This is a genomic window from Azospira sp. MPR-LB4 (assembly GCF_058809525.1).
Window position 1 is genome coordinate 874,896 of record NZ_CM179521.1, and the last position, 25,927, is coordinate 900,822.

Annotated in this window: 22 protein-coding genes; 8 read left to right on the forward strand and 14 right to left on the reverse strand. The window is 66.8% G+C overall.

From position 1 onward, the window contains the following. Nucleotides 1-90 precede the first annotated feature (90 nt). The gene (tfpB, locus tag AC3QLZ_RS03970; protein WP_232058832.1) at nucleotides 91-1,929 is read right to left on the reverse strand and encodes a type IV pilus assembly ATPase TfpB; all 1,839 of its coding nucleotides are present in this window, start codon (nucleotides 1,927-1,929) and stop codon (nucleotides 91-93) included. Between the two features lie 100 nt (nucleotides 1,930-2,029). On the opposite strand from tfpB, the gene AC3QLZ_RS03975 reads away from it, so the two are divergent. The 4 genes from AC3QLZ_RS03975 to AC3QLZ_RS03990 all read left to right on the forward strand — a co-directional run bounded on the left by AC3QLZ_RS03975 (nucleotide 2,030) and on the right by AC3QLZ_RS03990 (nucleotide 5,894). Next, nucleotides 2,030-2,326 (forward strand): hypothetical protein, encoded by a 297-nt coding sequence (locus tag AC3QLZ_RS03975; protein ID WP_014238012.1) that lies wholly within the window; start codon nucleotides 2,030-2,032, stop codon nucleotides 2,324-2,326. Between the two features lie 225 nt (nucleotides 2,327-2,551). Continuing rightward, nucleotides 2,552-3,418: a phosphate/phosphite/phosphonate ABC transporter substrate-binding protein gene (locus tag AC3QLZ_RS03980; protein WP_492783383.1), complete on the forward strand. Its 867-nt coding sequence runs from the start codon at nucleotides 2,552-2,554 to the stop codon at nucleotides 3,416-3,418. 4 nt (nucleotides 3,419-3,422) lie between these two features. Then, entirely contained in the window at nucleotides 3,423-4,853 is a 1,431-nt protein-coding gene (locus AC3QLZ_RS03985) for a sensor histidine kinase (protein ID WP_014238014.1), read from the forward strand. Between the two features lie 9 nt (nucleotides 4,854-4,862). Beyond that, nucleotides 4,863-5,894, forward strand: a complete 1,032-nt coding sequence (locus tag AC3QLZ_RS03990) for an HD-GYP domain-containing protein (protein ID WP_130458733.1) — start codon at nucleotides 4,863-4,865, stop codon at nucleotides 5,892-5,894. 72 nt (nucleotides 5,895-5,966) lie between these two features. On the opposite strand, the gene AC3QLZ_RS03995 is transcribed toward AC3QLZ_RS03990, so the two are convergent. The 12 genes from AC3QLZ_RS03995 to AC3QLZ_RS04050 form a co-directional block, all read right to left on the reverse strand. Continuing rightward, nucleotides 5,967-6,998, reverse strand: coding sequence for a response regulator (locus AC3QLZ_RS03995; RefSeq protein WP_492783384.1), 1,032 nt, complete (start codon nucleotides 6,996-6,998; stop codon nucleotides 5,967-5,969). After that, nucleotides 6,995-9,496, reverse strand: coding sequence for a PAS domain S-box protein (locus tag AC3QLZ_RS04000; RefSeq protein WP_492783385.1), 2,502 nt, complete (start codon nucleotides 9,494-9,496; stop codon nucleotides 6,995-6,997). Before AC3QLZ_RS04000 ends, AC3QLZ_RS03995 begins: the two co-directional genes overlap by 4 nt. Nucleotides 9,497-9,635: 139 nt before the next feature. After that, nucleotides 9,636-11,552 (reverse strand): molecular chaperone HtpG, encoded by a 1,917-nt coding sequence (gene htpG / locus AC3QLZ_RS04005; RefSeq protein ID WP_152088968.1) that lies wholly within the window; start codon nucleotides 11,550-11,552, stop codon nucleotides 9,636-9,638. A 103-nt stretch (nucleotides 11,553-11,655) separates the two neighbouring features. Continuing rightward, complete coding sequence (locus AC3QLZ_RS04010) at nucleotides 11,656-14,262, reverse strand: diguanylate cyclase (protein ID WP_130458737.1); 2,607 nt, start codon at nucleotides 14,260-14,262, stop codon at nucleotides 11,656-11,658. 11 nt (nucleotides 14,263-14,273) lie between these two features. Then, nucleotides 14,274-14,831, reverse strand: a complete 558-nt coding sequence (greB, locus tag AC3QLZ_RS04015; protein ID WP_014238020.1) for a transcription elongation factor GreB — start codon at nucleotides 14,829-14,831, stop codon at nucleotides 14,274-14,276. A 136-nt stretch (nucleotides 14,832-14,967) separates the two neighbouring features. Continuing rightward, nucleotides 14,968-15,585 carry a [NiFe]-hydrogenase assembly chaperone HybE gene (hybE, locus tag AC3QLZ_RS04020; protein ID WP_287873705.1) on the reverse strand — a complete coding sequence of 206 codons (618 nt, stop codon included), beginning with the start codon at nucleotides 15,583-15,585 and terminating at the stop codon, nucleotides 14,968-14,970. Nucleotides 15,586-15,589: 4 nt separating this feature from the next. Then, nucleotides 15,590-15,877 carry a HypC/HybG/HupF family hydrogenase formation chaperone gene (gene hypC, locus AC3QLZ_RS04025; RefSeq protein ID WP_014238022.1) on the reverse strand — a complete coding sequence of 96 codons (288 nt, stop codon included), beginning with the start codon at nucleotides 15,875-15,877 and terminating at the stop codon, nucleotides 15,590-15,592. Next, on the reverse strand, nucleotides 15,877-16,377 hold the full coding sequence (locus tag AC3QLZ_RS04030) for a HyaD/HybD family hydrogenase maturation endopeptidase (protein ID WP_287873707.1): 501 nt from the start codon (nucleotides 16,375-16,377) through the stop codon (nucleotides 15,877-15,879). The genes hypC and AC3QLZ_RS04030 overlap by 1 nt, the downstream gene beginning before the upstream one ends. Nucleotides 16,378-16,505: 128 nt before the next feature. Beyond that, the gene (locus AC3QLZ_RS04035; RefSeq protein WP_014238024.1) at nucleotides 16,506-18,218 is read right to left on the reverse strand and encodes a nickel-dependent hydrogenase large subunit; all 1,713 of its coding nucleotides are present in this window, start codon (nucleotides 18,216-18,218) and stop codon (nucleotides 16,506-16,508) included. A gap of 21 nt (nucleotides 18,219-18,239) precedes the next feature. After that, complete coding sequence (gene hybB, locus AC3QLZ_RS04040; RefSeq protein WP_014238025.1) at nucleotides 18,240-19,397, reverse strand: Ni/Fe-hydrogenase cytochrome b subunit; 1,158 nt, start codon at nucleotides 19,395-19,397, stop codon at nucleotides 18,240-18,242. 13 nt (nucleotides 19,398-19,410) lie between these two features. Continuing rightward, nucleotides 19,411-20,385, reverse strand: a complete 975-nt coding sequence (gene hybA / locus AC3QLZ_RS04045; RefSeq protein WP_014238026.1) for a hydrogenase 2 operon protein HybA — start codon at nucleotides 20,383-20,385, stop codon at nucleotides 19,411-19,413. Nucleotides 20,386-20,387: 2 nt separating this feature from the next. Beyond that, nucleotides 20,388-21,569: a hydrogenase small subunit gene (locus tag AC3QLZ_RS04050; RefSeq protein WP_014238027.1), complete on the reverse strand. Its 1,182-nt coding sequence runs from the start codon at nucleotides 21,567-21,569 to the stop codon at nucleotides 20,388-20,390. 500 nt (nucleotides 21,570-22,069) lie between these two features. On the opposite strand from AC3QLZ_RS04050, the gene AC3QLZ_RS04055 reads away from it, so the two are divergent. From AC3QLZ_RS04055 to AC3QLZ_RS04065, 3 genes are read left to right on the forward strand one after another with little or no spacing between them, the layout of a single operon-like run. After that, nucleotides 22,070-23,911 carry a hypothetical protein gene (locus AC3QLZ_RS04055; RefSeq protein ID WP_287873708.1) on the forward strand — a complete coding sequence of 614 codons (1,842 nt, stop codon included), beginning with the start codon at nucleotides 22,070-22,072 and terminating at the stop codon, nucleotides 23,909-23,911. Between the two features lie 9 nt (nucleotides 23,912-23,920). Further along, complete coding sequence (locus tag AC3QLZ_RS04060; RefSeq protein WP_287873709.1) at nucleotides 23,921-24,640, forward strand: OmpA family protein; 720 nt, start codon at nucleotides 23,921-23,923, stop codon at nucleotides 24,638-24,640. After that, the gene (locus AC3QLZ_RS04065) at nucleotides 24,637-25,164 is read left to right on the forward strand and encodes a hypothetical protein (protein WP_287873710.1); all 528 of its coding nucleotides are present in this window, start codon (nucleotides 24,637-24,639) and stop codon (nucleotides 25,162-25,164) included. The genes AC3QLZ_RS04060 and AC3QLZ_RS04065 overlap by 4 nt, the downstream gene beginning before the upstream one ends. A 59-nt stretch (nucleotides 25,165-25,223) precedes the next feature. On the opposite strand, the gene AC3QLZ_RS04070 is transcribed toward AC3QLZ_RS04065, so the two are convergent. Then, entirely contained in the window at nucleotides 25,224-25,544 is a 321-nt protein-coding gene (locus AC3QLZ_RS04070; RefSeq protein WP_130458744.1) for a hypothetical protein, read from the reverse strand. A 159-nt stretch (nucleotides 25,545-25,703) separates the two neighbouring features. Between AC3QLZ_RS04070 and AC3QLZ_RS04075 the strand changes: the two genes are divergently transcribed. Next, the gene (locus tag AC3QLZ_RS04075) at nucleotides 25,704-25,916 is read left to right on the forward strand and encodes a YdcH family protein (RefSeq protein ID WP_014238032.1); all 213 of its coding nucleotides are present in this window, start codon (nucleotides 25,704-25,706) and stop codon (nucleotides 25,914-25,916) included. Nucleotides 25,917-25,927: the final 11 nt, after the last annotated feature.

Here is a 25,927-nt window from a genome sequence, read left to right on the forward strand (position 1 = left end):
GATGGGGCAGGCGGCGGAAGCTGGACGCCCCGGCCACGGAGATGAATGGATGCCGCCGACCGCAGCTGGGCCGGAGAACCGCGCGGAGCCTCAGCCCTGGCTGGCCGGGGGCGCCACCTTGATCACCTCTTCCAGGGTGGTGAGGCCGGCGGCCACCTTCATGGCGCCGGAAATGCGCAGGGGCTTCATGCCTTCCCGGTAGGCCTGCTCCCGCACCTTGGCCACGTCGGTGGTGGTGGTCACCAGCTTTTTCACTTCGGGGGACATCAGCAGCAGCTCGTACAGGCCCATGCGGCCCATGTAGCCGGTCATGCGGCACTCCAGGCAACCCACGGGCTGGTAGATCTGGGCCGGACGCTTGGATTTCCACGGCGCCACCAGGCTGTCCCAGATTTCCTCGTCCTCCCGCCGCAGGTCCACCGGCTTCTTGCAGTGGGGGCAGAGGGTGCGCACCAGGCGCTGGGCCATGACCCCGAGCATGGTGGCGTTGATCAGATAGGGCGCCATGCCCAGGTCCAGCAGGCGGGAAATGGCGGAAGGTGCGTCGTTGGTGTGCAGGGTGGACAGCACCAGGTGACCGGTGAGGGCGGCCTGGATGGCCATGTCGGCGGTTTCCCCGTCGCGGATTTCGCCGATCATGATGATGTCCGGATCCTGACGCATGAGGGCGCGCACCCCGTCGGCAAAGCCCAGGTCGATGTTCTGGGAGACCTGCATCTGGTTGAAGGACTGCTCCACCATTTCGATGGGGTCCTCAATGGTGCACACGTTCACTTCCGGCGTCGCCAGCTGCTTCAGGGTGGAATACAGGGTGGTGGTCTTGCCCGAGCCGGTGGGGCCGGTCACCAGGATGATGCCGTTGGGCTGGCTGGTCATGGACTGCCAGCGGACCTTGTCCTCCTCGCCGAAGCCCAGTTCGGCGAAGTCCCGCACCAGCACCTCCGGGTCGAAGATGCGCATCACCAGCTTCTCGCCGAAGGCGGTGGGCAGGGTGGACAGGCGCAGCTCCACCTCCTGGCCGCCGGCGGTGCGGGTCTTGATGCGGCCGTCCTGGGGGCGCCGCTTCTCGATCACGTCCATGCGGCCGAGGAGCTTGATGCGGCTGGTCATGGCGGCCATCACCGCCATCGGGATCTGGTACACCTGGTGCAGCACCCCGTCGATGCGGAAGCGCACGATGCCCAACTCGCGTCGGGGCTCGATGTGGATGTCAGAGGCCCGCTGCTCGAAGGCGTACTGCCACAGCCAGTCCACGATATGGACGATGTGCTGGTCGTTGGCGTCGAACTGGCGGTTGGTCTTGCCCAGCTCCACCAGCTGTTCGAAGGAGGACAGGCCGCTGACCTCGCCGCCCCCGGCCGCCGCCTTCTTCACCGAGCGGGCCAGGTTGTAGAACTCCACCAGATAGCGGGCGATGTCCTGGGGATTGGCCACCACCCGGCGGATGTCCTTGCGCAGGATGGGCTTGAGCTCCTTCTCCCACTCCCGCAGGAAGGGCTCGGCGGTGGCGATGATCACCTCCCGCGTGGTCACCTGGATGGGCAGGATCTTGAAGCGGCCGGCATAGGTGTTGGAGACCACCTCGGTGACGGCGGAGAAGTCGATCTTGAGGGGGTCGATGTGCAGGTAGTCGAGGCCCACCTTGGCCGCCAGCCACTCGGTCAGGGTTTCCAGGATCAGGGGCTTGTGGGGCGGGACCAGGGACTTCCAGTTCTGGTCGGCGATCACCACCAGGGGATGGACGTCGCCCCGGTGATAGCGCCGCTCCTTGACCAGGCCGTCGGCCACCACCGCATCCACCATGCCGTCCTCCACCAGCAGCTTGACCAGTTCCCCCAGGGTCAGGCGATGCTCGGCGACGGTGGCTTTGGCGGAAGTGGCGCTGGCGGAAGTGGAGGCTGGCATGGCGGCGGAAAATGTCGGAAACATGGGGCGGAACTGATCCGCACTATAAACGAATCCCGCGCCGCCCGGGGGCGCGGCAAGGGCGCTATACTCAGGCCATACGCATTTTTACATTGGACCGACCATGAAAGCCCCGGCCACTGCCCTGCTCCTGCTGACCCTCCTCTGCGCCCAGGCAGCCGTGTCGGCCCCAGCCGAGCGGAGTCCGGCCGGCAAGGCCCCGGCGGCAGCCCCTGCCCCGCTCCAGGCCGACTGCAGCAAGAGCCGCCAGCCCCAGCGCTGCGAAGCCATGCAGAAGGCCCAGGCGGCCTGCCAGGACAAGTTCGGCCCCGAGCTGCGGGACTGCATCAACCGCCATACCAGCAGCCATCCCAACAGCCACCCCGGCGCCAAGAAGGCCGCCAAACAGCCCGCCAAATAAGGCTGCCAGCCGGCCCCGGGCCACCGCCCGGAGCCCTTCTCCAGCCTGGCCCGCCGCCCTTCGCCATTGAAACCCTACTCTTAATAGGGGATACTGGCGCTCCCCCGTTTGCTCCTCCGCCGCCCCCATGGGATGGCAGCGCCACTCCGCCCCCGCAGCTTCCGGGTAGGGCATGCGCAGCGGACAACGGGACGTCCGGCACTCATCACCCGAGGAGGAACCACCATGGGACCACTGCTCCGGCGCCTGTCCGGCCTGCTGTGGGCAGGCCTGCTGATGCTCCCCCTCGCGGCCCCTGCCGCCCCCGCCACCGCAAAGACCACCGCCGGCAAGCCGGCGGAGCGGGTCTACACCCTGGGGGTGACGCCCCAGTTCGAGCGGCGCCAGCTCTTCGCCATCTGGAAACCCATCCTCATTGAGCTGGAAAAGCGCACCGGGCTGCGCTTCGACCTGGCCATCATGCCCGACATCCCCAGCTTCGAGCGCCAGTACAACGCCGGCGCCTTCGATTTTGCCTACATCAATCCCTACCTGGTGGTGGCCAACCCGGCCGGCTACATTCCCCAGGTGCGGGACGAGACACCGATCACCGGCATCCTGGTGGTGGCCAGGGACAGCCCCCTCCGCACCCCGGCCGACCTGGAAGGCAAGGAAATCGCCTTCCCCGCCCCCAACGCCATCGGCGCCAGCCTGCTCATCCGGGCCGAGCTGGTGCGCAAGTACAAGGTCAATTTCACACCCCGCTACGTCAATTCCCACACCGCCGTCTATCTCTCGGTGATCCAGGGCCTGGCCAGCGCCGGCGGCGGCGTGCAGAAGACCCTCAACGAACAGAAGCCGGAAGTGCAGGAGCGGCTGCGAGTGTTGTACCGTACCGCAACGGTTCCCTCCCTGCCTATCGCCGCCCATCCCCGGGTCGATGCAGCCGTGCGCGAGCAGGTGCGCAGCGCCCTCCTGGACTTCGCCGCCACCCCAGAGGGCAAGGCCCTGCTGCAGGAAATCCCCCTGGCCCGCATGGTGCCCACCGCCATGAAGGACTACCAGCCCCTGAAGGACCTGGGCCTGGAAGACTTCTTCGTCCCGGAACGCTGAACCCATGACCCTGCGCCTCAAGCTGCTGCTGCCCCTGGCCCTGGTGTGGACCGCCTTCATCGCCTATCTCTACGGCATCTGGCTGCCCGACTCGGTGCGTTACCAGATCGCCGTCTTCGAGCGGCAGCAGGAACGGGAAATGCACAACCTGACGGAAAGCCTGCTGCCCCTGGTGGTGGCCCGACAGCTGGGGGACATCCACGACACCCTGGATTCCCTGCGCCAGGAGAATCCGGAATGGGTCGAGGTGGTGCTGCAGGACCACGAAGGGCGCCAGCTCTACCCCCTGGCCGGCACTCCCGTCCCGCCGGCCGGCCCCGACGAGCAGCTGCACACCCAGCAGCTGAACCTGGCCAACGACAGCGTCGGCAGCCTGCGCATCCGGATCAGCCACCGGGCCCTGCTGGAAAGCGTGGCCCAGTCCCAGAAGACCCTCTTCGCCCTGCTCGCCTCGGTGCTGCTGGGAGCCTTCCTGGCCCTGGGCGTGGTGCTCGACGCCACGGTGCGGCGCCCGGTCAACCGCCTCATGACTGCCGCCCGGGAACTGGCCGAGGGCCGCTTCGACGCCCACCTGCCCCCCGGCGGCAAGGACGAGATCGGCACCCTGGTCAATACCTTCGCCGCCATGCGGGACCAGGTCCAGGCCACCCAGCAGAGCCTGCGCCAGCTCAACGAGCACCTGGAACAGCGGGTGCAGGAGGAACTGGCGAAGAACCGGGAGAAGGACCACATGCTGATCCAGCAATCCCGCCTGGCGGCCATGGGCGAGATGGTGCACAACATCGCCCACCAGTGGCGCCAGCCCCTCAACGCCCTCTCCCTGCTGGTGCGCAACATCAAGGACGACTATGACTTTCAGGCCCTCACCCCGGAAGTCATGGACCGCTCGGTGGCCGACGCCCAGCGCCTGCTGGGGCGCATGTCCACCACCATCGACGATTTCCGCGACTTCTTCCGTCCGGAAAAGGAGATGACCCAGTTCGACGTCAGCCATGCCGTGGAAGAGGCGGTGTTCATCATGCAGGGCACCCTGAAGAGCCACGGCATCGAACTGGTGGAAAAACTGGACCCCGGCGTCGAGGCCGAAGGCTTCCCCTCCCAGTTCGCCCAGGCGGTGCTCAACATCCTGGCCAATGCCAAGGAAGAAATCCTGGCGCGCAAGGTCGCCGCCGGCCGCATCGAGATCGAACTGCAGCGCCAGGGCGAAACCATCCTCCTGCGGGTCAGCGACAACGCCGGCGGCATCGCCCCGGAGATCCTGCCGAAAATCTTCGACCCCTACTTCACCACCAAGGACAAGGGCAGCGGCATCGGTCTGTACATGGCCAAGACCATCATCGAACACAATATGAACGGCAGCATCAGCGCCGCCAACCTGGGCGACGGCGCCTGTTTCACCCTGACCGTGCCGGTGCGCCAGCCGAAAAAGAATTAGAATACGCTCATGGACTCCCATACCCCGCCCGGCCTCGATCTGAACTTCCTGCAAGGCCTGCGCCTGCTCTACGTGGAAGATGAAGACGAGGTGCGGGAACTGCTCTCCCGCTTCCTCGGCCGCCGCGTCGGCACCCTGGAGGTGGCCGTCAATGGCAGGGAAGGCCTGGAAGCCTTCCTCAAGGGCGAGTACGACGTGGTGGTGACCGACATCAAGATGCCGGAAATGGATGGCCTGGAAATGGCCTCCAGGATTCGCGCCACGGGCCATGCGGTGCCCATCATCGTGGTCACCGCCTACAGCGACCGGGATTACCTGCTGCGCTCCATCGACCTGGGGGTGGACCGCTACGTCACCAAGCCCATCGACCCGGATGCCCTGCTCACCGCCATCCACGACGCAGTCATGGTGCGCACCCAGCAGAAGGCCCTGCTGGCGGCGGAAACCCGTATTGCCGACATCCTGCAGCAGACGGTGATGGCCTTGGCCCGTGCCATCGAGATGAGGGACCCCTACACCGACGGCCACCAGAAGCGGGTTTCAGCCCTGGCGGCAGCCATCGCCAAGGAAATGGGGCTGGCGCGGGAGGTGGTGGAAGGGGTGCGTTTCGGCGCCCTGATCCACGACATCGGCTCCATCCGCATCCCCAGCGAAATCCTGTGCAAGCCGGGCAAGCTCAAGCCCATCGAATTCGAGATCATCAAGAACCACTCCCAGGCCGGCTACGAGCTGCTCAAGGATGTGGATTTCCCCTGGCCCATCGCCGAGATGGTGCGCCAGCACCACGAGCGCCTGAACGGCTCCGGCTATCCCCAGGGCCTCAAGGGTGAGGCCATCCTGCTGGAAGCCCGCATCCTGGCCGTGGCCGACGTGGTGGAAGCCATGAGTTCCCACCGTCCCTACCGCCCTGCCCTGGGGCTGGAGCAGGCCCTGGCCGAACTGGAAAGCGGCGCCGGCCAGCTTTACGATGCCGAAGTGGTGAACGCCTGCGTGCGCCTCATGCGGCGGCGGCCCGATCTGCTGCCGGAGCAGGGGCTGTAAGCCAGCCTGCCGGGGGCCGGGCCTGAGCCCTCCCCGTCCTTTCCCGTTGTTCCCGGTGTTATGCGGCCGCTCTCAGGCGGCCGTCCCCACGTAGCGTTCCGGATTGCTCTCCAGCACCGCCAGACAGGCATCCACCGCGGCCCCGTCGTAGAGGGTGCCCCGGTGTTGGCGGATTTCCTCCTTCGCCGCTTCCAGACCCAGGGCCGCCCGGTAGGGACGGTCCGAACTCATGGCCTCGACCACGTCGGCCACGGCGATGATGCGGGCCTCCAGGGAAATCTCGTCCCCTTTCAGGCCCTGGGGATAGCCGGAGCCGTCCAGTCGCTCGTGGTGCTGACGCACCATCTGGGCGATGGGCCAGGGGAAGGTGGCGTCGCCAAGGATCTCGTAGCCCGCTTCCACATGGGCCTTGATCAGGGCGAACTCGTCCGGCGAGGGGCGCCGCGGCATGCTGAGGAACTCGGCCGGCACCTGGATCTTGCCGATGTCGTGGATCGACGCCCCCACCCGGATGCCCGCCACCTGGGCGGCCGGCAGGCCCATGCGTTCGGCGATGGCCCCGGCCAGCTGGGAGACCCGCTTCTGGTGGCCGTCGGTGTACGGGTCCCGCACTTCGATGGCCCGCGCCAGCACCGCCACCACCTGGTTCAGGGCCTCGGTGGTATCCTCCCGGGCCCGCTCGATTTCCCGCTGGTGGAAATGCATCTTGGCGCTACGGCTGACCGCCTCCATGAGCAGGAAAGGATCCACCGGCTTGGTGATGTAGCGGTCGATGCCGATCTCGATGGCCCGCACGAAATAGTCCATCTCGTTGTAGGCGGTGATGACGATCACCGGCACTTCCCGCTGGATGTCCTTGATGGCGGCGGCCATGGAGAGGCCGTCCATGACCGGCATGCGCACGTCGGTGACGACGATGTCGTAGCCGCCGTGCTGACGGAACAGTTCCAGACCTTCCTGGCCGTTGGCCGCCACGTCCACTTTGGCAAAACGGCGGGAGAGGAAGCGGGCCAGTTCCCGGCGCACCTCTTCCTCGTCTTCGACGTAAAGCAGGCTGAGGGTGCGCAGGAATTCCGCGTCTTGGTCTTTTTCGAGGGCGTTCATTGCATTGGGGCCGTGGGCGGAAGGGTGTACAAAGGCACGGTGAGGACGAAGCGGGCGCCTTCGGCGGTGTTTTCAGCCCTTATTTTACCGTGCATGCTGCGCTCCAGTATCATTTTGGTCATATACAGGCCGATGCCGCTGCCCTGCTCCTTGGTGGTGAAATAGGGCTCGAAAATGTGCCCCAGGACGTTGCCGGGGATACCGCCGGCGTTGTCCTCCACCGTCACTTCCACCTGGCCGTCGCAACGGCTGACCTGCAGGCGGATGCGAGCCGGGCGCACATGGCGCTCCTGCAGCACCTCCTTGGCGTTGGCCAGGACGTTGAGCACGGCCTGGGAGAACTGGCCGTGGAAGCCCCAGGCCCGCAGGTCCGGCTCGATGGCCCGTTCCAGGGCGATATCGTTGTTCTTCAGGGAGGCCTCCATGATGAAGGCCGCATCCTCCACTGCCGCCCCCAGGTCGAAGTCCGCCGGGTCCCGGTCGGGACGGAAGAAATTGCGGAAATCGTCGATGGTGGTGGACATGCGCTGCAGCAGCTTCAGGGCCCGGCCCACGCTTTCGTCCAGGGCCGCCGCATCCAGCTGGCCAAACGCGAAGTCGTCGCGGATGTTGGCGATCACCAGGCCCAGGGCGTTGAGGGGCTGGCGCCACTGGTGGGCGATGTTGTGCACCATCTCGCCCATGGCCGCCAGGCGGGACTGCTGGATCAGCAGCTGGTCCTTTTCCCGGTTGCTCGCCAGTTCCTCCTGCACCCGGGCCTCCAGGCGGCTGTTGAGGGCCTGCAGTTCCGCTTCCAGGGTCTTGCGCTCGGTCACGTCCCGGTTGCTCACCCGCCGCCCCAGGGCCTCCCCCTCCTCTCCCACCACCGCCTGGCAGCCGTGGGCAATCCAGCGCACCTGCCCGTCCCGGCGCACGATGCGGAAGTCCACCATGTGCTCGTGATGGAAGACTGCCTGGTTGAGGTGTTCCTGGAACTCCTGCCGGTCGTCGGGGTGGACGATCTGCTGCAGCAGGGAAGGATCGTCGGCAAAGGCCTGGACGCCGTAACCGGTGATGCGTTCCACCGAGGGGGTCATGTAGACGATGCGGCCGTCGGCCCCCTGCCAGTATTCCCAGTCGTAGGTGAAGTCGGCCATGGTGCGGAAGTTCCGCTCGCTTTGCCGCAGGCTGTCTTCGGCCCGCCGCTTCTCGCCCACGTCCTCGACGATGCCGATGCCGCCGATGATGGCGCCGCTGGCATCGCGCAGGGGATTGGCGCGGAAGGATATCCACACGTCGATATGACTGAGGGTGGTGCGGTAGCTGCCGTCGTAGGTGCCGTCCTCCCCGGCCAGGGCCTGGCGCATGGCCGGCAGCACCGACTGGTCCCGCAGGCGCTGCAGATCCAGGCCCTGCAAGGCCTGCACCGTGCTGCCCACCATGGCGGCAAAACGCTCGTTGCAGAAGGTCAGACAGAGGCGGGAATCGAAGTGGATGACGCCCACCGGCAGGTTTTCCAGCAGCAGGCGGTAACGTCCCTCCGTTTCGGCCAGGGCCCGCAGGGCCGACTCCTCCTGCCGTTCGCCGCGCCGGTTGATCACCAGCAGGCCCAGCACCACCGCCGCCAATAGCAGGCTGCCGGCACTGTAGTAGTAGAGCTTGCTGCGCCAGTTGCTGAGGTAGTCCTCCGGCGCCATGCCGGCAAAGACGTAGAGCGGATACTCGCCCACCTTGCGGATGCTCACCAGCCGTTCCACCTGGTCCGTGCCGCTGCGGATCTTCATCAGGATTTCCCGGTCGCCCCGGGCCATGTAGGGCTGGGCCGGATGGGATTCCACCGGCTGGCCGATACGGTCGTCCCGGGCCGGGAAGCGCATCAGCATGCGGGCATGGGTGTTGCGGATGGAGACATTGCCGTGGGGCCCCAGATCCAGGCTCTGGTAGAAGGGGGCAAAGGATTCAGGCAGGAAGGTGGCCACCACCACCCCGGCGAAACTGCCGTCCGCATTGTTGAGGCGGCGGCTCACCGCCAGGGTCCACTTGCCCGTGGTGCGGCCCAGCACCGGCTCGGCGATCACCAGGCCCGCCTCCGGGTTCTGCACGTGGGCGGTGAAATGGCTGCGGTCCGCCATGTTGTAGGGCGGCAGGGGACTGAGGGAGCTGTAGAGGAAATCCCCCTTCACATTGACCAGGTGCAGGCCATGGACCTCGGGCACGATCTCCCGCTTGGTCCGCAGCAGCCGCTCCAGCTCCTCGCCCCGGGCGCCACGCTGGGCCTGGGAACGGGCCATGTCCTCGGGGGTGACGTGGCCCTGCACGTCCTGCAGGATCTGGTCGATGTTGCGGATGCGGGCTGCGGTGTGCAGCTCCATGAGGTGGCCCAGGTTGCCCACCTCGACCCGGGCCCGCTCCTCCAGACCGTCGTAGTCGCTCTTCAGGCTGACGCCGACCAGGATGAAAAAACCCAGGAGACCGGACAGGCCGGCCATCAGGGGGAGGCGGGAATGGCGGAATTTCATGGCGGTCTTTGTTATATCCACGTACGGCGCGTGGTTTCTTTCCGCCATGCTAAGCCCTCGCCGGCGGAAATGCCAGAAATACGAAGGGCGGGAAAGCGGCCATGCCGCCTCCCCGCCCTCGCCTGCCCTGGCGGAGGACTTACTTGCCGCCCAGGGACAGGGCCAGCATCAGGTCGTTGATGCGCTTGACGAAGCCGGCCGGGTCTTCCAGCTGACCGCCTTCGGCCAGCTGGGCCTGTTCGAAGAGCAGGTTGGCCCAGTCGTCGAAGCGGGCTTCCTCATACTTCAGGCGCTGCACCGCGGGATGGTGGGGGTTGATCTCCAGGATGGGTTTGACCTCCGGTGCCTTCTGGCCGGCGGCCTTGAGCATGCGCGCCAGGTTGCCGGAAAGGTCATGCTCGTCGGAGACCAGGCAGGAGGGGGAATCGGTCAGGCGGTGGGTGATGCGCACGTCCTTGACCCGGGCCTCCAGGGCCTGCTTCACCTTGTCGGTGAGTTCCTTATACTCGCCGGCTTCCTTTTCCTGCTCCTTCTTCTCGGCCTCGTCCTCCAGCTTGCCCAGATCCAGGCCGCCCTTGGCCACGGACTGCAGCGGCTTACCGTCGAATTCGGTGAGGTGGCCCACCACCCATTCATCGACGCGGTCGGAGAGCAGCAGCACCTCGATGCCCTTCTTGCGGAAGATTTCCAGGTGGGGGCTGTTCTTGGCGGCGAGGAAGGTCTCGGCGGTGACGTAGTAGATCTTCTCCTGGCCTTCCTTCATGCGGGAGACGTAGTCGGCCAGGGAGACGTTCTGCTCGGTGGTGTCGTGGTGGGTGGAGGCGAAGCGCAGCAGCTTGGCGATGCGTTCCTTGTTGGCGAAGTCCTCGCCCACGCCTTCCTTCAGCACATTGCCGAATTCCTTCCAGAAGCCGGCGTACTTTTCCTTCTCGGCGGCGTCGTCGCTGTCGGCCATGCCTTCCAGCAGGGACAGCACCTTCTTCACGCAGCCGCCGCGGATGGTCTCGATGTCCTTGCTCTGCTGCAGGATTTCCCGGGAGACGTTGAGCGGCAGGTCGGCGGAATCCACCACCCCGCGCACGAAGCGCATGTAGAGCGGCATCAGCTGCTCGGCATCGTCCATGATGAAGACGCGCTTTACGTAGAGCTTGACGCCGTGACGGGCGTTGCGGTCCCACAGGTCGAAGGGGGCCCGGGCAGGGATGTAGAGCAGCTGGGTGTATTCCTGCTTGCCTTCCACCTTGGCGTGGATCCAGCCCAGGGGATTTTCGAAGTCGTGGGCGACGTGCTTGTAGAACTCCTGGTACTGCTCTTCCGTGATCTCGCTCTTGGGGCGGGCCCACAGGGCGTTGGCCTGGTTCACCGTCTCGTCTTCGTCGGTGGCGACCTGTTCCTTCTTCTCCTCGTCCCACTTCTCCGCCTTCATGACGATGGGCAGGGTGATGTGGTCGGAGTACTTGCGGATGATGGACTTCAGCTTCCAGGCGTTAAGGAAGTCGTCCTCGCCGTCCTTCAGGTGCAGGATCACGTCGGTGCCGCGGCCGGCCTTCTCCACCATTTCCACGGAGTAGTCACCGGCGCCTTCGGATTCCCATTTCACCGCCTGGTTGTGCTCCAGGCCGGCGCGACGGGAAATGACGGTGACCTTGTCGGCGACGATGAAGGCGGAGTAGAAGCCGACGCCGAACTGGCCGATGAGGTGGGCGTCCTTCTGGGCGTCGCCGGAGAGGGAGGCGAAGAATTCCTTGGTGCCGGACTTGGCGATGGTGCCCAGGTGGGCCACGGCTTCCTCCCGGGAGAGGCCGATGCCGTTGTCGGAAATGGTCAGGGTGCGGGCCGCCTTGTCGAAGGAGAGGCGGATTTTCAGCTCGGAATCGTCGCCGTAGAGGCCGTTGTTGTTGAGGGCCTCGAAGCGCAGCTTGTCGCAGGCATCGGAAGCGTTGGAGACGAGTTCGCGGAGGAAGATTTCCTTGTTGCTGTAGAGGGAATGGATCATCAGCTGCAGCAGCTGCTTGACCTCTGCCTGAAAGCCGAGGGTTTCCTTGGGTGCGCCCATGCAAGACTCCGTGGGTAAAAAGTGGGAACGAACGGTTGCCGCCGTGCCGGCCCGGGGGCCGGCGCGGTCGTTGCCCCGGAAAATGGGGACGGCAATCAGGATTTCAAGAGGGGATGTTGCCGGGGGCGGCGTAGAGCGCCAGATTGCGGCCGCTGCGCTTGGCTTCGTAGAGGGCGCCGTCGGCCCGGGCCAGCAGATGGTCGATGTTGGCATCCTGGGGCGCCAGGATGGTGGCGCCGATGCTCACGGTGATGCCCAACTCGACGCCTTCGGCCACCCGCACCTTTTCCTGGGCCACGGCCTGGCGCAGCCGCTCGGCGGCCTGCATGGCGCCCTGGCCGTCGGTTTCCGGCAGCATGACGGCGAATTCCTCGCCCCCCAGACGGCCGCAGATGTCGATGGCCCGCAGCTCCCGGGCGATGATGGCGGCGACGATCTTGAGGGCCACGTCCCCGGCCCCGTGGCCGTGGGTGTCGTTGATGCGCTTGAAGTGGTCCACGTCCAGCATCAGCACGGCCACGCTGCGTCCGAGGCGGCGGGCGCGAGTGATCTCCGCCTCCCCCTGGTCGAGGAAGCGGGAGCGGTTGTTGAGGCCGGTCAGGGTGTCCACGGTGGCCAGCCGGTGCAGGGAATCCATGGCCCGGTTGCGGTCGATGGCGATGGCGGCCTGGCGGCAGGCGTGCTCGATGACGTCCTTGTCGAAGCGGTTGGGACGCCGGCCCTGGCGGAAATAGAGGGACAGGGTGCCCAGCACTTCCTTGCCCGGGGAGACGATGGGGGTGGACCAGGCGGTCTTCAGCCCCAGGGCCGAGGCAAAGTCGCGGCAGTCCTGCCACTGTTCCGAATCGTCAATGTGCTCGGCGATGATCTGCTTGCCGGTGCGGATGGCGGCGGCACAGGCGCACACCGCGGGGTTTTCCGGGCAGTTCTGGCCCACGTCGCGGCAGGTGCGGCGCAGGCTGGGGGCGGAGCCCAGCACCAGGTGGCCGTTGTCCGGCTGCAGCAGGAGGACGGCGGCGAAGCAGTCGGAGATGAGGGACTCGACCCGGTTGCACAGGGCGTCCAGCACCACCTGCAGGGAGGCGTCGCTGGCGATCAGCTCCAGCACCTGGCGCTCGGCGGCCAGCAGCTGCTCGGCCTGCTTGCGCTCGGAAATGTCGGTGGAGCTGCCGATGAGCAGGCGCCGCCCGCCCAGGTCCACGCCCCGCTTGTAGGAGAGCAGGTAGCGCTCGCCCTTGGGCGTCAGGTGCTTCTCTTCCCGGCCCGTGACCTTCTTCGCCGCCAGGGCCTTGATGTCGTCCTGGCGCAGGCGGGAAGCCACGTCGGCCGGGTACAGCTCGAAATCGCTGCGCCCCACCACCTCGTGCTTGTCGTGGCCGACGAAGGCGGCGGCGGCCTCGTTCATGACCAGGTAGCGGCCGTCCTCGTCCTTGACGAAGACCATCACCGGCAGGGTGTCCAGGATCATCTCGGTCAGGCTGGACTGCTGCTCCAGGCGCTGGTGGCTTTCCTTGAGGTCGTCCCGGGCCCGCTTCTGCTCGGTCATGTCGGTGAACACGCAGACATAGTTGATGACCTGGCCGCCCTCCCCCTTGACCGAGGTGATGGTGAGGTTCTCCGGGTACAGCTCGCCGTTCTTGCGCCGGTTCCAGATTTCCCCGCTCCACACGCCGAAGGCCGCCAGGTCGGCGTAGAGCTGACGGTAGAAGTCGGCGTCGTGGAGGCCGGACTTGAGCAGGCGGGTATCGTGGCCCACCGCCTCCTCGGCGGAATAGCCGGTGATGGCGGAAAAGGCCGGGTTGATGGACTGGATGATCCGTTCCGCATTGACGATCATGATCGCCTGCTGGCTCGACTCGGCCACCTTGGAGGCCAGCAGCAGGGCGTGGCGGGACTGCTGCAGCCGCTGGCTCTGCTCCTGCAGGGCGGCCCGCAGCTCGGCCACGTATTCCTGCTCGACGCTGTCCAGGATGTCGGCGTAGGAGAGCAGGCCGGTGATGCGGCCGTGCTCGTCCATCACCCCCAGGTGGCGGATGCGCCGGTCGTTGAATATCTTGCGCGTGTGGTACAGGGTGGAACTGCGCGGCACGGTGATGAGGGGGAAGGTGGCCACCTCGCCGGCGCTGCAGTTGAGGGATTCCTGGCCGATCAGGCGCAGCACGTCGCGGCCGGTGAGGATGCCCAGATGGCCGTTGTGCTCCACGATGGCGGCGTCGCTGCGGGCCTCCCGCAGGCGCTGCACCGCCTCGGCCACCGGCATGCTGCCGGGCACCTGCAGGGGGGCGCTCTTCAGCACCGAGCCCACGTCGCGCATGTGCACGTAGAACTCCACCCCCTGGTGGTTCACGATGTCGGTCTGGGAAACGATGCCCAGGCGCCGCCCGTCCCGGTCCACCACCAGCAGGTGGCGCAGGCGCTCCTGCTTGAAACGGATGGCGGCGTCGGCCACGGTGTCCGTTTCCCGCACGGTCTTCACCGGCGTGCTCATGACCCGGGAAACCGGCAGATGGATGGATTCGGGGTCGGAGAAATTCAGGGCCAGGGCGTCCCGTTCGGTCCAGATGCCCCGCACCTCCCCCAGCTCCACCACCAGGATGGAGCCGCAGCGGGCCTGGTGCATGCGCCCTGCCGCCTCCGCCACCGTGGTCTGGGGAGCGCATTCCAGCAGCTCGTGCCGCAGGATCTGGGAGATGGGCAGGTCGTAATGCATGATTTCTGTCTTTACTCGATGGCCAGGTAGCGGACTTCGACGATCTCGATCTCCCGCTGGCCCATGGGGCTCTGGAAGCGCACCGTATCCCCTTCCCTGGCCTTGATCAGGGCCCGGGCCAGGGGCGAGATCCAGCTGATGTGGCCCCGGGAGATATCGGTTTCATCCACCCCGACGATGGTGTAGGTCTGTTCCTGGCCCTGTTCGTCGGCGATGGTGACGGTGGCGCCGAAGAACACCTGGTCCGTGGCTTCCCGCAACAGGGGATCCACCACCAGGGAGTTGTCCAGGCGTTTGGTGAGAAAGCGGATGCGGCGGTCGATCTCCCGCAGGCGCTTCTTGCCGTAGATGTAGTCGCCGTTTTCCGAGCGGTCGCCGTTGGAGGCGGCCCAGTGCACCACCTCCACCACCTTCGGCCGTTCCACCTTGAGCAGATGCTCCAGTTCGGCCTTGAGACGGGCGTGGCCGACCGGCGTCATGTAGTTCTTGGTGCCGATCGGCAGGCGCTGGGCGGGCTCGAGTTCGTCCTCGTCCGCGTCGTCCGACTCTTTGGTGAAAGCCTTGCTCATGAAGGGAAATGCTCGGTGAGTGCTGCAGGATGCGAAATAATTCACGCACATGATAGTGCAAAAGCCTGCCGCCGTCCCTCAGCGTCAGGCCTGACGTGGCATTTGCGGCAGTCCCGGCCGGCGCCGGGAAGGGGCCTCAGGGGCGCCCCAGGATGCCCCGCAGGAAGCCCCGCCGCCCGTCATTGACGGCCGCGCTCTCGGCCGTGGCGGCCGCAGCGGCAGTGCCGGCAGCGGTGGCGGCCGGCGCACCTGCCTCGTTGCCGACGGTGGCAGCGGGGGTGGAGGCGGCCTCAGCCGGAGGCGGCGTCAGCAGGGCGTCCAGGGCTTCCCGGGCCGCCGCCAGGGCTTCGTCCTGGGTAGCGAACTGGGGCACCGGCGCCAGCAGCACGCAGTACTGCAGCGGGCCCAGGGCCTCGTCCTCGTCACCGATGAAATCCATGGTCCCGGCCGGCAGCTGCACCTGGCGGCGCAGGCCCTGGGCCAGGTCCTGCCACAGCTCGCCGCCACCGGGCAGCAGATAGACGTGAAGGAACCAGGGCGTCAGCACGATGCCGACCCAGTCGCCCTGAACGCGGGCGAAGGGCAGCGCCGCCACCGCCAGGGCCTCGTTGAGGAAAGGCATGCCGGCCATGGTGCCCTGGCGCACGCGCCGGAAGTGCTCCTCCAGCCGGGGTGCCGGGTCATCGGCCCAGGGCTTGCCTTCCCGGGCAGGGGGCGGCGTCCAGGCCGGTACGCGGGGGCGGAAGGAACTCATGCCCCTACTGCCGGTTGAGGTCGGCGAAGTGGCGGGCCGGGTCGTAGTCCCCTTCCAGGGATTCGGCCAGGGCCGCCAGGGCGTCCTCGATCAGCAGGCGCTCCTCTTCCTCCACCACTTCCTTGCCCAGTCCGAGGGAGGCCAGGATCCAGGTGCCGACGGGCTGGGGCCCGAGCAGCATCATGTTCACCCGCTCCCGGCGGAAGTGCTCGCCCTCGCCCCGCTCGACCCAGGCGAACTCGCCCTCCTCGCCTTCCAGCTCGACGATCTGCATGGGAATGGAGAGGCACATCAGGCGATCCCTTCAATGGCTTGGGGCACGACGCCGGCCTTGGCCAGCTCGGCCAGCACCAGTTCCAGCATTTCCGGCACCTTGGCTTCCGCCTCCGGCGTCAGGGCCATGCCCGTATCCAGGGAGACGGGCTGCAGACCGATGAGGGCCACCGCCTTGGGCGCCTTCTCGGTCAGTTCCAGGGCCGCCAGCAGGTCGGAGAGGCCGATCTGGTGGGGCGATATCTTGGTGCGGAAGAACTTGGGCACCTCGTCGCCCTGCAGCAGCACGACGGAACCGGGCGGCTGGCCGACCCGCACGGCGTCGGCGATGATGAGCTTGTCCAGGCCTTCCAGGGGCTCCAGCAGTTCCATGCCGGCGGTGCCGCCATCCAGCACCAGCACGTGCTCGGGCAGGGAGTAGCGCCGCTGCAGCTCGTCGACGATGCGCACGCCGATGCCCTCGTCGGTGAGGAGGATGTTGCCGACGCCAAGGACGGCGATGGTGGGGGTAGTAGTCATGGGCGGCACTTTAAACAATCCGGCCCCGGGCCGGTTTGAGGCAACGCAAGAAATGCTGCGGGATCAGCCGGGGCACCAAACAAAACGGCGGCACCACCGGCGCCGCCGCTTCCCGTCAAACCGGCGGCTCAGGCCGCCTTGACCTTCACCACCTGGTCGTTTTCCTTGTCCACCACATGCACGGCGCAGGCCAGGCAGGGGTCGAAGGAGTGCACGGTGCGCAGCACTTCCAGGGGCTTCTCGGGATCGGCCACCGGGTTGTCCAGCAGGCAGGCCTCGTAGGCGCCGGAAACGCCCTTTTCGTTACGCGGGCCGGCGTTCCAGGTGGTGGGCACGACGCACTGGTAGTTCTTGATCTTGCCGTCGTCGATCACCACCCAGTGGGAGAGCACGCCGCGGGGCGCTTCGTGGAAGCCGACGCCGGCGATCTCGCCCTTGGGGAAGGTGGGCTTGTTGTAGGTCTTGAGGTCGCCCTTGCCCATGTTGGCCAGGAGCAGGTCCCACTGATGGGCCAGTTCGTCCACCTGGACACAGGCCACCACGGCCCGGGAGGCATGGCGGCCGATGGTGGAGTGCATGGCATCCAGGCCGATCTTGGTCTTGGCCAGGGAAGAGACCGTGTCCAGGGCCAGGGTGGCGTACTTCTTGGTGGGCTCGTGGCCGGCGGCCAGCATGGCCAGCATGCGGGACAGGGGGCCGACCTGGGCGGGCTTGCCGTAGAAGGTGGGGGACTTCAGCCAGGAATACTTGCCCTCGTCCTGGAAGTCCGTGTAGTTCGGCGTGGTCTCGCCCTTGTAGGGGTGCAGGGTGGCGTTGTCGCCGTCCTTGTAGGAGTACCAGGCGTGCTTGACGGCCTCGGAGACGCCGGCCTCGAAGTACTTGTCGCCGAACTGGGTGATGGGCTTGAAGGTGCCGAGGTCGGCGTTCTGGATGTAGCCGCCGGGCAGGGCGAACTGGGTGCCCTTGCCGTCCAGGGGCAGGTCGGGCACGGACAGGTAGTCCACGATGCCGCGACCGATCTTGGTCCACTCGGGGTAATGGGCGCCGACCACGGCCACGTCGGGCAGGTACACCTGCTTGACGAACTCGTCCAGCTTTTCGATCCATTCCTTCACCGCCAGCAGGCGTTCCACCGTCAGCACGGACTGGGAATCCACCGCCAGGGGGTTGGCCACGCCGCCCACGGCCACGTTCTGGATGTGGGGGGACTTGGAACCGAGGACGGAAACGATCTTGGAGGCAAAGCGCTGGATTTCCAGGGCCTGCAGGTAGTGGGCCACGGCGATCAGGTTCACTTCCGGCGGCAGCTTCATGGCCGGGTGGCCCCAGTAGCCGTTGGTGAAGATGCCGAGCTGGCCGGTCTTGACGAAGCCGGCGATCTTTTCCTTGACCTTGCGGAACTCGTGCTTGCCGTTGCGGTTCCACGGCGAGAGGCTCTCGGCCAGGGCGGAAGCCTTGTCCGGGTCGGCCTGCAGGGCGGAGACCACGTCCACCCAGTCGAGGGCGGAGAGATGGTAGAAGTGCACGATGGAGTCGTGCAGGTTGTGGGCGGTGATGATCATGTTGCGGATGTACTGGGCATTCACCGGAATTTCCAGCTTCAGCGCATCTTCCACGGCCCGCACCGAACAGATGGCGTGGACGGTGGTGCACACGCCGCAGATGCGCTGGGTGATGGCCCAGGCGTCGCGGGGGTCGCGGCCGATGAGGATGTTCTCCACACCGCGCCACATCTGGCCGGAGGACCAGGCCTTGGTCACCTTGCCGCCATTCACTTCCACGTCCACCCGCAGGTGGCCTTCGATGCGGGTCACCGGATCGATCGTTACGCGCTTGGTCATTTTGGGTTTCTCCTTGAATTCTTAGTGTGCAGCGGCGTCTTCCGCGGCCAGGACCGGGAAGCGGCGGGTGATGACGATGTAGCCGAAGACCTCGATGGCGAACATGCCGAAGGTGACCAGCATTTCGGGGACGGAGGGGAAGTAGTGCCAGCCGTCGCCGGTCTCGTAGCCCACCAGGTAGGAATTGATGCGCAGCAGGACGCCGCCCAGCATCAGCAGCACGGCGCCGACGAAGAGTCGGGCCGGGTTGCGGCGGGAGGCTTCCTTGCCCAGCAGCGCCAGGGGAGCGATGAAGCAGGCCATCTCGAGCCAGAACATGAGGGCCTGCAGGCTGCCCTCGAAGGCCCGGGGCAAGGCGCCGCGGACCAGCAGGTCGCCCATCCGCACCACCAGGAACACCGCCAGCATGCCCAGCATGACCTTGGACAGGGGCGTCAGGATGTGGGTCTCCATCTGGCGGCGGAAGCCGGCGGCGGCCATGCAGGATTCAAAGAGAATCACGGCGTAGCCGATGGTGATAGCAGAAAGCAGGTAGATCAGGGGCAAAGCCATGGACTGCCACAGGGGATGCACCTGGGTGCCCATCACCACCAGCAGGGAGCCGAGGGAGGACTGGTGCATCATGGGCAGTACGGTGCCCAGGGCGATGAAGAAGAACATCACCTTGTTCAGCTTCTTGCGCTTCTCGTGCATGCCCCACTTTTCCATGAAGGTGGGGGAGAACTCGATCCACATCACCACGATGTAGAGGGAAATGCACAGGGCCACTTCGAACATCACCGAGTTGGCCGAGGCGTAGCCCGGGGTCAGGATGTGCCAGAAGTTCCACCAGCGGCCCAGGTCGAAGATGACGCCGACGCCGGCCAGGGTGTAGCCGAAGAGGGAGGCCAGCAGGGCCGGGCGTACCAGGGGATGGTATTCGCCCCTGTTGAAGATGTAGACCAGCATGGCCACGGAGAAGCCGCCACAGGCGAAGGCGGAACCGATGACCACGTCGCCCACCACCCACAGGCCCCAGGGGTAGCCGTCGTTGAGGTTGGTGACGGCGCCCAGGCCGAAGACGAAACGGACCAGGATGATGGCCAGGGCCACCACGATCAGGGTCGCCGCGGTGAGGGTCACCGGGGTCAGCAGCTTGCCGCCGACGGGGGTGGGTGCAGCGTGTTGTTGTGCAGACATTGCGATCTCTCCCTTACAGCTCGTCGTCGTCAGGCTTGACGTTGCGCTTGGCGAAATAGGTCATCACGCCGAGCACCGCCAGGGGCATCACCAGCCCGCCGTAGAGCGTGTGTTGCAGGGTTTCCGACTTGGAGGAGGCGGAACGCTCGGGCAGGGGCTTGTGGCCCACCTTCTCGAAGGGCACGGCGGACAGCTTGATCACCTGGGTGCCGCCCACTTCCTTCTCGCCATAGACGTGCTGCACGTAATGGCCCACCACGTTTTCGTAGCTCTGGTCCTTGCCCCCCAGCTGGCCGCGCTGGAACACGGTTTTGGTGCCGGGCTTGAGGGAGAGGCGGCGTTCGGCCTCGGCCTTGAGGTCCGACACCTTGCCGTAGAGGGTGGCGCCGGTGGGGCAGACCTCGGCACAGGCGGCGTACTTGCCTTCCGGCAGGCGGTGGCGGCACAGCTCGCACTTGCCGATCTTGCCGGTGGCGGAGGAGTAGTCGTACTTGGGAATGCCGAAGGGACAGGCGGCAACGCAGTAACGGCAGCCGATGCAGGCGTCGGCGTCGTAGCCGACGATGCCGGTGACCGGGTCCTTGGTCATGGCCGACACCGGGCAGGCCGAGACGCAGGAGGGATCGTTGCAGTGCAGGCAGGAGGTCTTCATGAAGGCGTAGCCGTTGTCCGGATCGTCCTTCGTCTCCATGGTGCCGCTGCGGAACATCTTGATGACGTTGAAGGTCTTGGCAGTGGTATCCAGGGGCGTATCCCACAGCTGTTCAGGCGTGGAGAACTCCGCCGGGTTGCCATTGACCTCCTTGCAGGCGGCGACGCAGGCCTTGCAGCCGACGCACAGGGTGGCGTCGTAGAGCAGGCCCAGGGCGCCCTCGGGCTGGGGATTGTTGTCCCGGGCGCAGGCCGGGCCACTCACCGAAACGGAGACCGCAGCCGCGGCTGCGCCCCCCGCCAGCGTCCCTTTCAGGAAATTGCGACGGGAAGTCATGGTCACACCTTCTCGGCGGGTTTCTGTTCGGAAGACTGCTTGGCCTTCTCGGCCTCCTCGGCGGCGTGGGAGAGACCCAGGTTCTTCGCCACCATGGCCCCGGCCCCGGCGGCGGCCCCGGCCACGGCAGCCAGCACGGCGGCGGCCCCGAGGGAGGCGCCCTTGCCCTGTTCCTCGACGATGCGCGGGAAGGAGGCGGGCGGGGCGTAGGTCATGACCTTGGCGGTCTGGTGGATGGGTTTCTGGAAGCCCACGCCCTGCTCCGTACAGCCGATGCAGGGGTGGCCGCAGGCCACGGGCCAGGTGCCGGCGCCGGCGTCGCCGAAGAGGATGGTGGGACAGTTGGCGTAGGTCTCGGGACCCTTGCAGCCCAGCTTGTACAGGCAGTAGCCCTTGCGGTGGCCCTCGTCGCCGAACTCCATGGCGAAGCGGCCGGCGTCGAAGTGGGCGCGGCGCTCGCAGTTCTCGTGCACCAGGCGGGAATAGGCGAACTTGGGACGGCCCAGCTCATCCACCGGCGGCAGCTGGCCGAAGGTGAGGAAGTGCACCACGGTGGAAAGGAAGTTGTAGGGGTTGGGCGGACAGCCGGGAATGGTCACCACCGGCTTGTCGATGATCTTGTTCACCCCCACGGCCCCGGTGGGGTTGGGGTCGGTGGAAGGCATGCCGCCCCAGGAGGCACAGGAGCCGATGGCGATGATGGCGGCGGCGTCGGTGGCGCATTCCTTGACGATGTCGATGGCGGTCTTGCCGCCCACCTTGCAGTAGATGCCGCCATCCTTGGTCGGGATGGCACCTTCCACCACCAGCAGGTACTGGCCCTTGTTGGCCTTCATGGCGGCCTGCTTGGCGGCCTCGATCTGGTGGCCGGCGGCGGCGAAGAGGGTCTCGTGGTAGTCGAGGGAGATGACGTCGAGAATCAGCTTCTCGATGGTGGGATGCTCGGCCCGCAGCATGGATTCGGTACAGCCGGTGCATTCCTGGAAGTGCAGCCAGATGACGGAGGGGCGCTTCTTCACCGCCACCGCCTCGGCCACCGCGGCCTCGGCCCCGGCCGGCAGGCCCAGGGTGGCGGCCATGGCCGTACAGAACTGGAGGAATTCCCGGCGGCCCATTTCCAGGCGCTTGGCCGCCTCGATGACGTGCTCGTGGATTTCCAGGGACTGGAGTTTTTGCTCTTGCATGGCCTCACCCTCGGTCTGTTGCCCCGTTCCCACGGGGCTATTTGCATGGTTGCGCGGGGATCGCCGCGCCCTTATTGGGGTGGGACGATTACAAGAACCGTGCCAGACAGGGCAAAACCATAACAATCAAGCAGCTACGGAACTCGCGTGAAATGGCGTTTCATAAAGTTGTAAACCTTGCGACGTAACAAAGCCGACACCTGGAAACTTTCTTTCCACTCTGCAAAGATGACAGATGCAAACAGTTCCCACCCAGGCCCTGGCGACGACCACCTCGGACACCCCCTGCCGCCGGGGCAGGCGGCAAGCGCCTCCCGGCCATGCCATGGCTGGAGGCCAGGAACGGCGCCGGCCTCCAGCCACCCCAAACCCGCATCAATCCCGGACCCGCACCGCTCCCCCGCTGCGGTAGCGGAGGCCACCGGCAGCAGCGCCGGGCCGGGGTGCTAGAATCCGGGCTCGTTGCCGCCTTTGCCGACCACCCTGACCCGCCGGGCCCGATGCCTTCCTCCCTCACTTCCCTCCTCGCCGCCACCGACATTCCGGGCCACATGCTGGTCATCGCCCTGCTCCTGGCGGCCATCTGCACCGGTTTCATCTTCCGCTTCGTCCTGCCCGCCCTGGGCCTGGGCCGCCTCTTCCGCCGCACCATCGGGCAGCTGGAGCAGCTGCGGGAGAGCGGCGGCAACCCCGATCCCCAGCAGATCGGCCGCGACATCATGGGCGCCCCGCCCCTGGCCCACCTGTGGCGCGAATACGCCCAGACCCTGCACCCGACCCGCACCGAGGCCGGCCCCCGCTGGCGCGCCACGGCCCTGGCGGAAAGCTTCCTCACCGAACAGGCCCTGGTGGATACGCCCCTGCGGGCCGAGTTCTACAAGCACCTGCCGGGCATCCTCACCGGCATCGGCATCCTCGGCACCTTTTCCGGCCTCATCGTCGGCCTCACCCACTTCGAGGTTTCCGCCAGCGCCGACGTGGTGCGGGGCAGCCTCAGGGAGCTGATCCAGGGCGTCGGCCACGCCTTCAAGATTTCCGCCATCGCCATCGGTCTGGCCATGCTCCTCACCTGGGTCGAAAAATCCCTGGTGGTGGCCCGCTACCGCCAGGTGGAACGCCTCAACCAGCTCATCGACAGTCTCTTCGACACCGGCATCGGCGAGGAATACCTGGCCCGCCTGGTGGGCGCCAGCGAGGGCGCCGCCCAGCAGGCGGCACAACAGGCCGCCCAGCTGCGCCAGGCCCTGGTGGCGGAAATGCGCCAGGCCCTGGCCAGCCTGCTGGAGCAGCAGCAACAGGCCGGCCAGCGCCAGCTGGAGAACATGACGGCGGGCCTGGCCGGCGCCGTCGGCGACAGCATCCGCGCGCCCCTGGAGCGCCTGACCCAGACCCTGGAACGGATGGAGGCCCAGCAGGGCAAGGCGGTGGCCGGCGGCATCAGCCAGGCCCTGGACGGCCTGCTGGGCAATGTGGGTCAGCAGATCGGCGAACAGCTGGGACGCCAGGAGCGGGAGGCGGAGCAGCGCCAGGAGCGCCTGCTGCAAAGCCTGGAAGCCACCGGCCAGCGTTTCGAGGCCAGCAGCCAGCGTCTGGAAAAAGCCATCCAGGAATCCATGGCCCAGCTGGCCGGCCAGCTCGCCCAGCAGGTGGCCGGCGTCTCCGAGGCCATCGGCGGCGGCCAGCAGGCCCAGCAGGAGCGCCTGACGGAGCAGACCGACAAGCTCATGGGCAAGGTGGCCGGCCATCTGCAGGGCGTCACCACGGAACTGAAAAATGCCGCCGCCACCCTGGAAAGCTGCGTCGCCAGCTTCAACCGGGCCGGCAGCCAGGCCATGGGCCAGCTCAGCGCCGGCGCCGAAGCCGTGCAACTGGCCTGCGGCGGTTTCGCCGCCGCCGGGCGCAGCTTCGACCACACCGCCCAGACCGTGGCCGAGGCCGGACGTGCCATCCAGAGCGCCGCCGGCAGCCTGGCCGCCGCCAGCGCCGGCAACGGCCAGCTGCTGGAACAGCAGCACAAGGTCGGCGCCAGCCTACGGGAACTGCTGCAGGAAGTGCAGGGCACGGTGGCCCTGGCCCAGCGGGAGGCCGCCCTCAACAGCGAGGTGGTGGGCCGCCTGGAAAGCGCCGCCCAGTCCCTCGCCCGGGCCGAGCAGCGGGCCGACGTCTATCTGCAGGGCGTCAGCGAGGTCCTGGCCAAGGCCCACGGCGCCTTCGCCGACAACGTGGAGCGTTCCCTCAAGGCCGGCAACGCCCAGTTCCAGCGGGAGCTGGCCGAGGCCGTGGGCTACCTGAAGGACGCCATCGAACACCTGGGCGACGTCCTCGCCGACGGCAAGGGCTAAACCGCCGCCATGATCGGACTCCTGCCCGGCAAGCGCCGCGCCCGCCGCGAGGAAGGGGAAAAGCCCTTCTGGATTTCCTTTTCCGACCTCATGTCGGGCCTCATGGTGCTGTTCCTGGTGGCCATGACCGTGGCCCTACTGGCGGTCACCCACGAGATTTCCGAAAGCGAGCGGGAGAAGACCCGGCGCGAGGAAGACATCCGGGAGGTGCTGCAGCGGGTGCGGGACATGACCCGGGACTTCCCCGGCGTCACCCTGCGCGGCCAGTCCGTGGACTTCGGCGAACGGGCCCGCTTCGACACCAACAGCCACAAGCTCTCCGCCGAGCAGGCCCGCCTGCTGCGGCAACTGGTGCCGAAGATCCTGGCCCTGGCCCGGGACCCGGTGGCCGGTAAATGGCTGAAGCAGATCGTGGTCGAGGGCTTCGCCGATGCCCGGGGCAGCTACCTGTACAACCTCAATCTCAGCCTGCAGCGCTCGGAGCGGGTCCTCTGCGCCCTCCTCGCCAGCCCGGCAGGCAGCGCCGACGCCATCTCGGAGACGGACCAGCAGACGGTGCGGGAACTGTTCCTGGTGGGCGGCTCCTCCTTCAATTTCCAGAAGGCCAGCGCCGAGGAAAGCCGCCGCATCGAACTGCGCCTGGAATTCCGCGATCTCGGCGAACGGGCTCCGGCCCTGCGGCCGCGCCTCCAGGAGGGGGACAGCCGCTGCCCCCTGGATGCCCCGTGAGCCAAACCGGCAGCGACCTGCAGGCCCTCGCCCTGGCCCTGGGGGAGCCCTGCCCCAGGCTGGACCCGGCAGCCGACCCCGCCGATCCGGCGCCCATGACCCGGGCCCTGCAGCGTATTCGCCTGGCCTTCGGCGACAGCGGCGCCCTGGCCGCCTCGCCCCGCTCCGCCCGGGCCCTGCTGGCCTTCCGCAGCGGCGACAGACTGCGCTTCATCGATCTCAAATACCTGTGCCACGCCGTGGACCGGCCCAATCCCTGGGACGGCCGGCGCCTGCTGCAGGACGCCCAGCTCCTGCAACGGCTGCTGCAGCAGGTGGACGCCTGGCAGGGCGAGCCCCGCCGCTTCCGCCAGTGCTACCGGGGCCTGCTGCAGGCCTACAGCGGAGCGGCGGCCGGCCCCGGCCGGACCCTGCTGGGCGATTATCTGCGGCGGTACCGGCAGTACGTCGCCGCATCCCAGCCGCCCCTGGAATGGACCCGGGAGCTGGCCCGGCACCCGGCCCTGGCCGATGGCAAAGACTGAGGCACAAAAGCAGAACGGCGCACCGAGGTGCGCCGTTCTTTTTTCCCGCCGCTGCGGTTTCAGTAACCGATGATGAAATCGGCCACATCCACCCGCACCGTATCGCGGCCCAGGGCCAGGGCGGCGTTACGGGTGAAGTCCTTGGCCCAGCCGCCGGCCTCGGCGAAGCGGGCTTCGCCGCCGTACTTGGCGACGTTGAGTACCTTGTCGATGATCAGGACCTTGCCCACCGGATTGGAGGGTTCGCATTCCAGGGTGACGAACTCCTTGTCGAACCAGCGACGGGCCTCTTCCGCGGTCTGGCCGCCGAGGTCTGCCTGGGTGAACTTGAATTCGTACTCCTTGCCTTTGCCGAAAACGACAATGACGGTGTGGGACATGGATCTCCTCCATAAGGTTAGAATTGTACGGTCTATTCTATGCCCTTTTCCGTACGCTGTGGAATGGTCCACAATGCGTCCTCGATCCTGCCTTGGCGGCCGCTTCCCTCGCGGGAAGAAAGCCGCCGGCAAAGATCATTTTACGAATGTAAACAGCCCATGACCCTGAGCGACGACGAGGCCGGCATCATCCGCGGCCGGCTGCACGAGCTGGAAGTGGAACACCGGGACCTGGACCTGGTGATCGAACACCTCACCGCCAACCCGCCGCCGGACCAGCTCCTGGTGCGGCGCCTGAAAAAGCGCAAGCTGCAGCTCAAGGACCGCATCAGGCTGCTGGAAGACATGCTGCTGCCGGACATGCCGGCCTGACAGCCAAAGAA